At 53.2% G+C, this 12797-nt stretch carries 10 protein-coding genes; 3 read left to right on the top strand and 7 right to left on the bottom strand.

Going from position 1 to position 12797, the window contains the following annotated elements; genetic code table 11:
- Positions 1–161 precede the first annotated feature (161 nt).
- On the top strand, positions 162–1373 hold the full coding sequence (gene tyrP, locus ACW9E7_RS12065) for a tyrosine transporter TyrP (RefSeq protein ID WP_458727820.1): 1212 nt from the start codon (positions 162–164) through the stop codon (positions 1371–1373).
- A 120-nt stretch (positions 1374–1493) separates the two neighbouring features.
- Here the strand turns inward: tyrP and ACW9E7_RS12070 are convergent, their stop codons facing one another.
- The 7 genes from ACW9E7_RS12070 to ACW9E7_RS12100 all read right to left on the bottom strand — a co-directional run bounded on the left by ACW9E7_RS12070 (position 1494) and on the right by ACW9E7_RS12100 (position 10231).
- Positions 1494–2870, bottom strand: a complete 1377-nt coding sequence (locus tag ACW9E7_RS12070) for a hypothetical protein (RefSeq protein ID WP_458727821.1) — start codon at positions 2868–2870, stop codon at positions 1494–1496.
- Positions 2867–3124, bottom strand: coding sequence for a PAAR domain-containing protein (locus ACW9E7_RS12075; RefSeq protein WP_458727822.1), 258 nt, complete (start codon positions 3122–3124; stop codon positions 2867–2869). Before ACW9E7_RS12075 ends, ACW9E7_RS12070 begins: the two co-directional genes overlap by 4 nt.
- Positions 3124–3828 carry a T6SS immunity protein Tli3 family protein gene (locus tag ACW9E7_RS12080; protein ID WP_458727823.1) on the bottom strand — a complete coding sequence of 235 codons (705 nt, stop codon included), beginning with the start codon at positions 3826–3828 and terminating at the stop codon, positions 3124–3126. Before ACW9E7_RS12080 ends, ACW9E7_RS12075 begins: the two co-directional genes overlap by 1 nt.
- Positions 3829–3831: 3 nt before the next feature.
- A complete protein-coding gene (locus tag ACW9E7_RS12085) occupies positions 3832–4527 on the bottom strand; it encodes a T6SS immunity protein Tli3 family protein (protein WP_458727824.1) in 696 nt (231 codons plus the stop codon).
- A 2-nt stretch (positions 4528–4529) separates the two neighbouring features.
- Entirely contained in the window at positions 4530–6671 is a 2142-nt protein-coding gene (locus ACW9E7_RS12090) for a T6SS effector phospholipase Tle3 domain-containing protein (protein ID WP_458727825.1), read from the bottom strand.
- On the bottom strand, positions 6671–9181 hold the full coding sequence (locus ACW9E7_RS12095) for a type VI secretion system Vgr family protein (protein WP_458727826.1): 2511 nt from the start codon (positions 9179–9181) through the stop codon (positions 6671–6673). The genes ACW9E7_RS12090 and ACW9E7_RS12095 overlap by 1 nt, the downstream gene beginning before the upstream one ends.
- Before the next feature lie 381 nt (positions 9182–9562).
- Entirely contained in the window at positions 9563–10231 is a 669-nt protein-coding gene (locus ACW9E7_RS12100; RefSeq protein ID WP_458727827.1) for a YecA/YgfB family protein, read from the bottom strand.
- 424 nt (positions 10232–10655) lie between these two features.
- Here ACW9E7_RS12100 and ACW9E7_RS12105 point away from each other — a divergent pair, with 424 nt between their 5' ends.
- Complete coding sequence (locus tag ACW9E7_RS12105; RefSeq protein WP_033145885.1) at positions 10656–11777, top strand: branched-chain amino acid ABC transporter substrate-binding protein; 1122 nt, start codon at positions 10656–10658, stop codon at positions 11775–11777.
- Between the two features lie 99 nt (positions 11778–11876).
- The gene (locus ACW9E7_RS12110) at positions 11877–12791 is read left to right on the top strand and encodes an ABC transporter permease subunit (RefSeq protein ID WP_115875715.1); all 915 of its coding nucleotides are present in this window, start codon (positions 11877–11879) and stop codon (positions 12789–12791) included.
- Positions 12792–12797 lie beyond the last annotated feature (6 nt).

A 12797-nucleotide genomic window follows, 5' to 3' on the forward strand; every position in this document is an offset into this window, starting at 1 on the left:
TTGCCCTTATGAAGTAGGCAGAGGCCTATAAAGGATCAGAGGGTCATCATTTCGTAAACCATTCATTACACTAGTTGTAACGGTGATTTGACGAACTACGGCTTTTCCCTTACTCTGCGCCGCAGATTTTGTCGCGGTTAAGCATCGTTGTAGAGGAAAGCGTGAAAAACAGAACCCTGGGAAGTATTTTTATCGTCGCCGGAACGACGATTGGCGCAGGAATGCTGGCAATGCCACTGGCGGCCGCGGGCGTGGGATTTGGCATGACCCTGCTGCTGCTGGGAACGCTCTGGGCGCTGATGTGTTACACCGCCCTGCTGCTGCTTGAGGTTTACCAGCACGTCCCCGCTGACACTGGTCTGGGTTCGCTTGCGGCGCGCTATCTGGGACGCTACGGCCAGTGGATAACCGGCTTTAGCATGATGTTCCTGATGTACGCCCTGACCGCCGCCTATATCAGCGGCGCCGGGGAACTCATCGCCTCCAGCGTCAATGACTGGTTTGGCTCTGACATTACCCCGGCGACGGGGGCTATCTTCTTTGCGCTCATCGGCGGCGGCGTGGTCTGCGTGGGGACATCGCTGGTCGATCTGTTTAACCGCTTTCTGTTCAGCGCCAAAATTCTCTTCCTGATTATCATGCTGGTGCTGCTGGCGCCGCACGTGCATAAGGTCAACCTGCTGACGCTGCCGCTGGAAAAAGGGCTGGCGCTTTCCGCGATCCCGGTCATTTTCACCTCGTTTGGCTTCCACGGCAGCGTGCCGAGCATCGTCAGCTATATGAACGGCGATATCCGCAAGCTGCGCCGCGTCTTTGTTATCGGCAGCGCGATCCCGCTGATCGCCTATATTTTCTGGCAGCTGGTGACGCTGGGCAGCATTGACTCCTCAACCTTTATTGGGCTGATGGCGCAACATGCTGGCCTGAACGGTTTTTTGCTGGCGCTGCGCGAAGTCGTCACCTCCCCGCACGTGGAGCTGGCGGTACACCTGTTTGCCGACCTGGCGCTGGCAACCTCGTTCCTGGGCGTGGCGCTCGGCCTGTTTGATTACCTGGCCGACCTGTTCCAGCGTCGCAATACCGCGGCCGGACGGTTGCAGACGGGGGCCATCACCTTCCTGCCGCCGCTCGCTTTTGCGCTGTTTTATCCACGCGGGTTTGTGATGGCGCTGGGGTATGCGGGGGTAGCGCTCTCTATCCTGGCCCTGCTGCTCCCTTCCCTGCTGGCGTGGAAAAGCCGCCAGCAGCATCCTCAGCAAGGGTATCGCGTGGCGGGAGGAAAACCGCTGCTGTGCGTGGTGTTTGGCTGTGGGGTGGTGATTATTCTGGTGCAGATGTTGATTGCAGCCGGGATGCTGCCGGAAGTGGGATAAAAAAGGGTTTAAGGGGAAACTACCCGCTTTCATAGGGAGAGATTCCCCTTTAATCAATCCCTTATATTACGATTATCACCATCTGGAATGCTGTCGTTAAAATTATTGCTTCATTCATCATCACATCCCCATGTGCTCATAAGCTTTGTCACCATAATACCAGGTAAACAATGCCCCCATCCCAAGGAATAAACCTATTAACAGAACCGCCATTATCGTTATAAACCAGCCGGACAGAGTTTTACCGGCTTCATCAACGCTGGCAATGCTTAACATCAGCCCAAAAAACAACATCAGACCGCCAATCCCGCCAGCTTGCCACGGCAACGTATATCTTTTTTCTTCGGGGTAATCGGGTTGGCAGGTCAACCGGGAGGATAGCGCGGCCATGGCAAAATGGTTCTGTGCGGACGCGGCCACAAGCTGATCGCCCTGACCATACATAACCGCATCAGCGGCCAGCGCCAGCATCAGCCACTGATAACCGGCAGAGCGCTCGCCGAGCGAAGCCTCAAGCTCCAGCCTGTCCGGCACCACTTTGTTCTCGTCCAGCACTTCCAGCAGCGGATACTTCTCTGTGCGGGATAACCCGGTATACCAGAGTTGCTTAGGCTTGCTGACGGTTTCTGTCCTCATATAAACGGGCACTTTGATTTCTACGTCTGTGACACCCGTCATCGGCTGATAAAAATAAACCGGTTTTTCTCCTGCTGTTTTGACGTAGTCGTTCGTGAAGAGAAGTGCCGTAACATTTTCCATCTGTTTAGATGCTTCTTCGTCAGAATGCAGATCGACGCAGATAAGCAGCCGTTGAACGACGTAGCTTTTCGACAGATTTATCCATTCCGTGACTTGCGTATAGTCCGGGCATTCAGGTAAAAAAGTGATTTTCTTCGTCGCGATCGCAGAACGTTCAAGCACGCGCAGGAGTTCATCGCTAAAGGATTCATCCCCGCCCCGAACCCACACCAGCGCTTCAATCTGCTGGTACCGAGAAAGTTTCACTGCCATGGGCTCCAGAACGCGGGATACTGCCTGCCCGGCCCTCGTGAAATCGAACGATTCTTCCAGCTCGATTTTCAACGGCATTTTAGCGGCCAGCGGAAACTCTCCCTCAAGTTTCAGCATTCTCAGTGCCAGTTCCTTTGTTGCCTTTGGTGGAGTGAGTACGGACCAGCCACCAAGGGTAATGTTCCCCCTGGCGAAGCTGACAACCTTGTATTCCTGCCGGGCGGCAATCAGCAGCCTCGTTTCCATGTAGTGCCTCATGCCGTGATAAACGACAGACCACATCTGAACGAACCCCGTCAGAAAAACAACCGGAATAACCGCGGACTGGGCAAGAAAATCGAGATCTACATGTTTATTACCCGGCCAGGTGACTGTCCGAACAGCAATACAGATAATCACGACGATCACATATAAGATAAAAACTGCCAGATAGGGGTAGTCTTCTTTAAATTCGTCCTGCTTAGGATACAACCACCAGTTCATCACACAGCCCCCGCAACAGGTAGCGTGGTCCGGATAGCACAACCACACGCCGCTTTACAGCCGTCCACGACCACGCCGCGGCCGTTCATCGTCCAGGTTGGGTGACAATCGTTAATAGGGAACGTGCCTTTATGCTCCGTACACTTCACTTCATCGCCTTTCAGAGCCACAGGCAGGCCCATAAATTGCGCGCCTGACGCCTTAATTACTTTCCCGCCGCTCACCAGTGGGTCATTGAGTCGAATTACGCCGTTCATTAGTATCCTTTCCTTCCTGCATCCATATCGCAACGCATGTGGTCCCAGCCGGTATAGCCTTTTACTTCCGGGACTTCATCGGGGAGGTCCTGATAGTTCGTTTTAAACTGGACAGTGTCTTCTTTTAGACCTTGTTTGGTGATGTAATCCAGCCCCCAGGCAGGACCAGAAGAATTAGGCTTTAGGTGATGTATAGCGCCATCTGACGCGGTATATGTAATCCCAGATCCACCGGGCAGAGTACGCTGGTCATCAAACGGCTTTGACGACATATACAGCCGGTGTTTCGTCTGTAAAAAACCCTGATCGTTGACGACGGTAAAAGAAAGAACATCTTCCTGCTGTGGGGCATTCATTCCATTAAGATCATTTTCACCAGGGGAAAACAGTGCATCATGCCAAGTCTGACCGTAATCTTTCGAAACAAGAAAACCACTTACATCCCAGGTCGGAAGCGCAATGTAACGTTCTGATGGATGCACATATTTTTTGGTAAATATCCGGTAAAACTGACTGACTGGCTCCGTGTGGATACCCCGCTGTGTATCCGTGTACCAGAGTTCACCCTCGCAGTCCCATCCCTTCAGCTCCAGATAACGATGGTCATCGAACCGGTACACCACCTGCGTCGGTGGCTCTTTCGCCTGGCAACCAACTGCCATAAATACAGCTGCAGCTGTCAGACCTGTGCATAATCCTTTCATGCTTTATCGCCCCGCATCCATATCGCACCGCATGTGGTCCCATCCGGTATAACCTTTTACTTCCGGCACTTTATCGGGGAGGTCCTGATAATTGGCCTCACGGCGCATAACCTTTCCTTGTAAACCTTCCTGCGTAAAATAAACCATCCCCCAAGACCACCCTGGGGCATCTGGCGTAATTTCATCCATTTCACCGCTGTCTAAACGATATTTAATCCCCGACCCACCAGGCAAAATGCGCGGGTCATCAAACGGCTTTGACGACATATAAAGCCGGTGTTTGGTCTGCAAAAAACCCTGATCGTTGACGACGGTGAACGAAAGAACATCATCGTACGGTGGCGAAGAATCACCGTTAGGCTCATTTTCTCCAGGAGAGAATGCTGAAGGAAACCAGGTTTGCCCATAATCTTTCGAAATCATGGAGCCGGGAGAATCCCAAGTGGGAATTGCAATATAACGTTCTGAGGGATGAATAAATTTTCGGGTAAATATCCGATAAAATTGACTCACAGGCTCGGTATGAATGCCCCGTTTTGTATCCGTATACCAGAGTTCGCCCTCGCAGTTCCAACCTTTCAGCTCCAGATAGCGATGATCATCAAAACGGTAAACCACCTGTGTTGGCGGTTCTGAAGCCTTACAAGCTGCCGCAAATAAAACAGCAGTAGTAATAATCCCTATACATAACCCTTTCATGTTTATCCTTTAGCTAACTGGCTGTCACTCATAGGCTTTGGCATTTCCCATTGCAGCAGCTTTATTTCCTGAAAATCTCCCGGCCTGACAGTTCCCGTCTCAATATCCATAAGATTACGCGGACGAGGCCGGATACCTGCATAATCGTTTTCCACCCCGAAATCACCTTTTGGTAGAATGTCATCAGGCTTGTTCATGAAAAATTTTGTTGTCACGTTATCTAACTTACCGGTTCGGTAATATTCTTTGGCGAAAGGATAGCCATTCTGCGGGTCACGCCAGTCAGCGCGGTGTAACAGGCTTTCCCAGAATTTACCGGCTTTGTAGTCAAACGACTTACACTGACCAATTGCAAGGTCGAACGCCATCGCGTGCGATGGTGCAAACTCGCTCATGACAATTGACGAATGCTGGCTGTAGCTTACCGGGTCAACTTTTTTCCATTCTTTTTCAAGTTCTTCACGGGTTTTCAGCCAGGTAATGGACAACACAGGGTAATCTTTTGAACCAGTTACTTCCCCGTGAATAACGGTATGCCCCCGGTCAAGGCTTTCCCCCTTCAGCTCATCTGGTGTTAAAACATGCCCAGGCTTCCAGCTAATACGCTGATAACTGTTAAGCATATACATCGCAGAATCCGTGCGCTTAATGGCACTGGCTTTAGCTGAATAGGATATGTAGGCGTCTGGGCTATCCGGGTCGATATAATACGTATACGGCTTGTCACTCGTTTCAGGGTCATTATCAGGATGGTTATCCTGACCCTGTAGTTTGAAAATAAAGGGCTCTGGCAATTCTTCACCGTTTATCACTACGTCATGGGCTCGGTAGCTGGCATTCGGGAGAAACGAATATTTTGCATCCCCATCTTTTCGTTGTGGCAACGCAAAGGGTTTAGTGTCAGGTGCTTTTCCTACTTCGCCATGCTGATAAAAAACTCGCTGGAACAGGTTAGGAATAACACTGGCTATTTTTTGGGGGATACCACCCCAGCCGAACCCCTGCACATTCTCAAGTGACACAACACCATCGTTCGGGCAGAAGTAGTTGTACACTTTGCCGTTGTTGTTCCGACAATATCGATCATCACCCCGCAGCGGGTTATCTGAAGGTTTACGCAACGTACAGGAGGCTTCCAGGGTCAGTAATTCATCCTCGTCTAATTTTCCTCCCCCTTTCCACTGGGTATACATCAGGCTACAGAAATTTTTGAATGTCTTCTGTCTGGCGGCATCCGTCTGTTGGTATCCGGGCTGAATATTTTCAGCCACGCGGGACTCCAGTGAATAAGGGGAATGATTCAGAATGACGCAGTTCACCGGATTCTGTCCTGCCTGTTTTACCAGCATATTTGCCAGCATGGTGATGATGGTCCCCTGGCTGTGCGCCACGATGTTAATAACATCATGTTTAGTTGCCTCTTCGGTTCGGATTTGTAAAATCAAATCAGCGAGGCGCTGGGCAGCAAAAAACTGATAGATTCGGTGGGGGTTTTCATAGATAGGGTGAGTGTAATCCCCGTCATTCATATGCAGTGATGCAAATCCCGCAGCCGCCAGAGCCACACCACCCGCCCCCGGCCCAAGCATGTCGGGAATATTGGTTGTGGCGTTCGCGAAGGTGCCGCCCCCTTTGGCAAAGTTCGCTTCCAGCGCATTACCAAAGTTATCGTTCTGGTACTTATACGCGCCTTTTCCGTCATTACCCAGATCGGCTTTTTTATCAGGGTTATCTTCCTGATAGGCATCGTACGGCAGGTGAGCCTGGTCCTTCAGCTTACCCACTTCATCCCGGTACCGCTTCTGATCTGCAACATAATCCGCATGGGTGACGGGCTTATACCCCCAGTAAAACGGGATAACCGGTGAACGGCCGGGACGGGTGATTCTGTATTCCCCCCATTCATGGGTGTAAAAATCTGTGCGGCCAAGACGTTTACTCAGGCCCGCGATAATGCCCTTCTCCTGATTCTGGTACGCTTCGCCTACATCATTCACGCCGTGGACCAGAATAACGATCCCCGGCATCGGGCGCGGTACGCCCACACGGCAGGTCTGAGCGACTTCCCCCAAATCCCTGTGTACAGGAATATCCCCTTCTGATATTACCCGTGGCGCATACGGGCTTTTCCTCGCTTCCGTCATTACAGTAACTCCATTTTGTAGGTATCCAGGTCATCGGCATCGAGTAACGATGAATGACCGTTGCTGTCCGTAACACCCTCAACCACGTTTCCGGCCGAGCTGGTCAGCCTGAATTTTTTGTTTGCGAGAATTTGCTCCGGGTCGTCTCCGGCGTGCAGCTGATAGCGGAGTTTAAATGCGCCCTTATTGAACGGCGGGACCGTGACCTGCGAGCTTTCCGGACCGTCATACTTCAGGTTGGGTCCTTTCAGTTCGATTCCCGTTGGCGAGAAGATGGTAACCAGTCCGTTCGGACTGACACGGATCCCGCCGCCGCCACAGACCAGCTGTATGCCCTGTTTGGCGCTGCCGTTCAGCTTCCCGGCAGTGCTCGCCATCGTGAAATCTTTCTGCGAGAGCATGTGCATGGCACCACGCTGGGCCTGCGTCGTGATATCCCCGGCACCGGCAATTATCTTGATGCCGAGCTTGCGGACGAACAGCGAGAGTTTTTCCCCCACGGCCAGCGAGAATTTTTTCACCACGTTCACGCTGGCATCCTGTCCTGCTGTTGCGATCAGGTCTTTCCCGGCGGACAGCTGCAGGCTCTGCGGGGTGACGTGTGCGGCACCTTTTTCGGCATACGCCAGAATGCCCGGCCCTGTCAGCTGGTTCATCACCTGAGCCAGCTGGTTTTGCCGATCGGTATCCACATTCCCGGCACCGGCCGTTAAGGCGCTTTGTTGCAGCGTCATCGCCAACGACAATGCTTTTTCCAGCTGCGCGATGGCGGCCGTCATATCCAGCTGTTGGCCCTGCGCGCGGGACTGGGCCTCTGTGGTAATGAGCACCCCTTTGGCGGCACGCAGCGCCATCCAGTCATCGGTGCGGGCCTCCACGCCCTGCCCGCGTTTTTTCCCCGTGGCATCGACCAGGTGGCCGACGCTGACCTGTCCCTTGCCGTGCTCCGTGGAAATCTTGATATGTTCCTCACCCCGGCGATCCTCAAGGCGGATTTTGTTCGAGGCGGCCGTGCGGATCACGTTGCGGGTATCGTTGCGGTTTGTGACCAAATCCGGATGGCTGCCGTCATGCATGACGTGCGCGATATACGGCCTGTCCGGGTCGCCGCCTTCAAAGGCGACTGCCACCTCCGTCCCGTCCAGCAGCGGGAAGTGAAAACCAAACACATCCCCGCCGTACGGTCTGCCCAGACGCATCAGCGCACTTTCAAAGCCGTCACGTTTTTCATCAAGGTCAAAATCAAACTTCACGCGGTAGCGGCCCTGCGCATCGACTCCGGCATACGTGGGATCGCGATTAATGGCCGCCACGCGGCCGGGCACGGTTCCGGCTATCACCGGACGCGGCAGATAGTCCGGACGGTAGCTGTAGCCGTGCATATAAGGAATGCCCTTCAGGATGGCGCGATAGTGCTCCGCGCGGCTGCCGGAGAGCGTCATCGTGGTGACAACGAATCCGGGCTTAAACCCGGCAGGAATATCTCCTGTCAGGTTAAACATCACGCCCGGCAGCAGTTCCGGATCGCTGGTCGTCACCCCCAGCACGCTCTGATTGTTCAGCAGACGCTCATAGCGCAGGCGCGCGTAAAACGTAGCCGTTTCCGCCTCCTGCCCATAAAAGTCGCCTTCACTCAGAAAGTGATCGGCGTAGTGGTACTGTTTGCCGCGGGTTATCCCGTCAGGAATGTCGTTGTCGGTAATGGTTTTATCCGCCTGTGGAGAAAACGGATCGCGATAGTTATAGGTGCGGACCAGCACGTTTTCGGGAATGAGCTGGTAGCGCTCTTCGAGCCCGGTAACGTACTCTTCATGACTGGTCATGCCCGAATTACGGACATATGGCAGCTTTTTATCGCTGAAAACGTAGCGACGGCCCCCGTCACCAAAAATCACCACCGTTTCGGCCGGTACCTTGTCGTGATTTTCAAAGCGAAACCAGATCCCGACTTCGGCCAGCAGGCGGCGGATAAACTGGAGATCGGTTTCTTTCCACTGGATAACCATTTCCCGCAGCGGGTAGCTGAAGCCCAGCTGGTCGAAATCGATGTTGTAACCCTGAAAATGTCCGCTGTCCTTCATTAACTTCGTGACGAGCTCAGGCACCGTCATATCCATGTACACGGCCGAACGGTAATTTCGGTCCATCAGCGCCAGTTCATGCTCCAGCACACATTCATACAGCGTTTCATCGGCGGACGACTTCAGACGGGAAAATGACGTGATTACGCCATTTATCTGCCGCACCGGCAGCCAGGGATCCTGATGATGCCAGCCTGCTCTCGGATTCGGGGCACGCAGAATAAACTCGGCTATCTGGTTAAGGACGTCTTTAACCGCGATGTTCGGTGTTGGGCTGGTAAAGCGAATAGTATAACGGTAAGGTTTACTGAGTTCTTCTTCCCCGCTAAACGAGTGAACATCAGATAAAACGGTTTTATTTCTGGGAAAATAAAGTAAATAACGATTCAGTGTATCCTGATATTGAACCGTGTCTGATTGTCCTGCCATCGTCAATTATCCTTTTGAACAACCGATAAGGTTAATCAAAATATACGCCTGGAGACCGAACATTAAAACCTTATTTCACAGAAAGGGATAAAGAATTTAATTTATTCAACACGCAAATAATCGCAAAATAAACATTCATGAATTAAATGAAAAGATAAAATAAATACCAGAAAGATATATGACAATCCAAGAATACAACTAAGCACTTCGGGGTGTAGAGATCAAAGATATTCGATGAGCAACAATAGACATTCAGCTTATTCACGGTCTGATACGCCTTGCCATATAAGGGGCCTCGACGGCCCCTTATCTCGTTCACAGGTTAAGAACGTATTACCTTCTACTGGTCTTAAGGTGAACGAACAAAGCCACAAAAATGTTTCAGTGCAAACAGCAGCTCTTAAACTTCTTCCCGCTGCCGCAAGGACACGGATCGTTACGCCCGACCTTCGTGCCGTTCACCGTCGGCTTCTTCGCTTCCGGCTGCTGCGGGTTGTTTACCCAGTAGTTATACAGGCGCAGCGCCGCAGGCTGGATGCTTTCGATGCTGGACATGTACTCCTCTTCGGACAGTTCATCCAGCTTCTCGCTGTTCTCTTCCGTCCCGTGCAGGGCAATCACGTCAAGATCGGCCTTCAGGGCTTCCGGCAAGGCTGACCAGTCCGTCAGAGCCACGCCGCGCATATAGCCATAGCACCACTCTTCCACCACGGTATAGCTCTCACCGTCCACGTCGTTATAACCGAACATCGGTTCAAACTGATCCGGGTACTCGCTCAGGCGCTCGGCAATATCGTTCATGTGCTTAAAGCAGAGATCGATAAAACGGTTCATCTCACGATCGTTTTTCCAGCGCGGAATGTACTTCTCGCCACCCCACACCGCCACCAGCCAGGCATCTGGCTCAACGACAACAGGACCGGAAAGCACTGCGGTAAGCATGCCGTCCAGTTCGGACACGTCAATCACGGACGCGTCATCATGACCGTAAGACATTAACGTCTCTTCAAGCCACGCCATTTCGCTTTCATTCAATGGGCCTTCAGTCATCGCTGATACTCCTGCAAAAAAGAAACGATCCTAACACATATCTCACGCCTCTCCGGGCTGAAGTTTAGGTCTTTATTGCTGCAAAAACGTGCAAATCGTGACCTTTGCACAACTTATGGGCTTTATTGTTAACGATATGTGATCTCCGCTGTAATTTCTTCTCCTCCCGCAAGGCGGCATAACGCGGCGCTCTATACTCAAACATGTCGCAAGCTCGTCAATGGGTTAACCATTCTGGCAACGTTTTTGCTTAACGTTCTTCGCGCGCCTCTGCGCAGGGAAATCTCGCCGTAATATGCAGGATGCCGTCTGTATCTTGTTCGTTTAGTGCATTTTGTTCTTGCTCGTGTTTCGGATTGGCTGCGCCGTCGGTCGTTCGGGTTTACGCCGTGTCGCAAAAACCTCTTTGCTAAGGAACATAATAATGTCGCTGAAATTAATCAGAACTCCTCTTTCTCTTGTGTTGGCCGGTTGCCTGGTGACGGCGTTTTCCGCCCGGGCAGATATTGTGATTGGCGTGGCCGGGCCTTTCACGGGTCCCAATGCGACCTATGGCGATCAGTACTGGCATGGCGCAACGCAGGCCGCTGAAGACATTAATGCCGCAGGCGGCATTAACGGCGAGAAGATCAAACTGGTTCAGGGGGATGACGCCTGCGAGCCCAAGCAGGCCGTCGCCGTCGCCAACCGTTTAGTTGACCAGGATAAAGTCAACGCCGTGGTCGGTCATTTCTGCTCCTCTTCCACCATGCCCGCCTCCGAGGTGTACAGCGATGCGGGGATTATCGCCATCACCCCGGGCTCAACTAACCCGCTGATTACCGAACGCGGTATGAGCGACATGTTCCGCATGTGCGGCCGCGACGACCAGCAGGGCCAGGTTGCCAGCGACTTCATCATCGACAAGCTGAAAGCCAAGCGCGTGGTGATTATTCACGACAAAGACACCTATGGTCAGGGTCTGGCTGACGCTACCAAAGCGGCGCTGGCGAAACGCGGGGTTCAGGATGTGATGTACGAAGGGTTATCCCGCGGTGAAAAAGACTTTAACGCGCTGGTCACCAAGATCGGCGCGCAAAAACCGGACGTCGTATTCTTCGGTGGCTGTCACCCGGAAGCCGGTCCGCTGGTTCGCCAGATGCGTGAACAGGGCGTGCAGGCCAAATTCTTCTCCGGTGACTGTATCGTCAACGAGGAGATGGTGACCGCGGCGGGCGGCCCGCAGTACACCAACGGCATTTACATGACCTTCGGTAAAGACCCGCGCCTGATCCCGGACGGTAAAGCGGTAATCGAGAAATTCCGCGCCGGTAAATTCGAGCCGGAAGGTTACACCCTTTACTCCTATGCCTCCGTACAGGCCATTGCCGCGGCCTTCAAGGCCACCGGCGGCAAGGACTCTGCCAAAGCCAGCGAGTGGCTGAAGGCCAATTCCGTCGACACGGTGATGGGCAAAAAAGCCTGGGACAGCAAAGGCGATCTGAAAGTGTCTGACTACGTTGTTTACCAGTGGGACGACAAAGGAAAATATAAGGAAGTGCAGTAACGGGACGGAGTCACGCTCAACGTCGGCGGGCCTGCCCGTCGGCGCGTAATAAACATCAGGCTGCGCGTCTCGCGCGGCCTATAAAACGAGCGCGCTAAGATGAGTACATTCTTCCTGCAACAGTTAATCAATGGCTTAACGCTGGGTTCCGTCTACGGCCTGATCGCCATCGGCTATACCATGGTGTACGGCATTATCGGCATGATTAATTTCGCCCACGGCGAAGTGTATATGATTTCCGCCTATCTCTGCGCCATTGGCCTGGCGCTGCTCTCGTTCTTCGGACTGCAGTCCTTCCCGCTGCTGATCCTCGGGACGCTGGTGTTCACGATTGTGGTCACCGGGGTGTACGGCTGGACCATCGAGCGTATCGCCTACAAGCCGCTGCGTAACTCCACGCGCCTGGCGCCGCTGATCTCCGCCATCGGGATGTCGCTTATCCTGCAAAATTACGCGCAGCTGAGCCAGGGCCCGCGCCAGCAAGGGGTGCCGACCATGCTGGACGGCGTGATTCGCCTGCATCTGGGCGACGGGTTCGTGCAGATAACCTACACCAAAGTGTTTATTCTGTTGGCCTCGTTTGCCGGCATGCTGGTGCTCACCTGGATAATCAATCGTACCCGGCTGGGGCGAATGTGCCGCGCGGTCCAGCAGGATCGTAAGATGGCCTCCATTCTGGGGATTAACACCGACCGGATTATTTCGCTTGTCTTTGTTATCGGCGCGGCGATGGCGGGCCTGGCGGGGGTACTGATCACCATGAACTACGGCACCTTTGATTTCTACGTCGGGTTCGTGATCGGCATTAAAGCCTTTACGGCGGCGGTACTCGGCGGCATCGGCTCCCTCCCTGGCGCCATGCTCGGTGGCCTTATCCTGGGCGTGGCGGAAGCCCAGTTCTCGGGCATGGTGAACTCGGACTATAAAGACGTCTTCTCGTTCGGCCTGCTGGTCATGATCCTTATTTTCCGTCCCCAGGGACTGCTCGGGCGCCCGGTTGTGGCCAAGGTGTGAAGGAGA

It is taken from the genome of Enterobacter sp. H2G27, assembly GCF_054403075.1.

What these genes read in the sequence shown, in the direction of transcription:
- ACW9E7_RS12075 (WP_458727822.1), bottom strand. Translation starts at nt 3,124, where the DNA reads ATGAACGGCGTAATTCGACTCAATGACCCACTGGTGAGCGGCGGGAAA.
- ACW9E7_RS12080 (WP_458727823.1), bottom strand. Translation starts at nt 3,828, where the DNA reads ATGAAAGGATTATGCACAGGTCTGACAGCTGCAGCTGTATTTATGGCA.
- ACW9E7_RS12085 (WP_458727824.1), bottom strand. Translation starts at nt 4,527, where the DNA reads ATGAAAGGGTTATGTATAGGGATTATTACTACTGCTGTTTTATTTGCG.
- ACW9E7_RS12090 (WP_458727825.1), bottom strand. Translation starts at nt 6,671, where the DNA reads ATGACGGAAGCGAGGAAAAGCCCGTATGCGCCACGGGTAATATCAGAA.
- ACW9E7_RS12095 (WP_458727826.1), bottom strand. Translation starts at nt 9,181, where the DNA reads ATGGCAGGACAATCAGACACGGTTCAATATCAGGATACACTGAATCGT.
- ACW9E7_RS12100 (WP_458727827.1), bottom strand. Translation starts at nt 10,231, where the DNA reads ATGACTGAAGGCCCATTGAATGAAAGCGAAATGGCGTGGCTTGAAGAG.
- ACW9E7_RS12105 (WP_033145885.1), top strand. Translation starts at nt 10,656, where the DNA reads ATGTCGCTGAAATTAATCAGAACTCCTCTTTCTCTTGTGTTGGCCGGT.
- ACW9E7_RS12110 (WP_115875715.1), top strand. Translation starts at nt 11,877, where the DNA reads ATGAGTACATTCTTCCTGCAACAGTTAATCAATGGCTTAACGCTGGGT.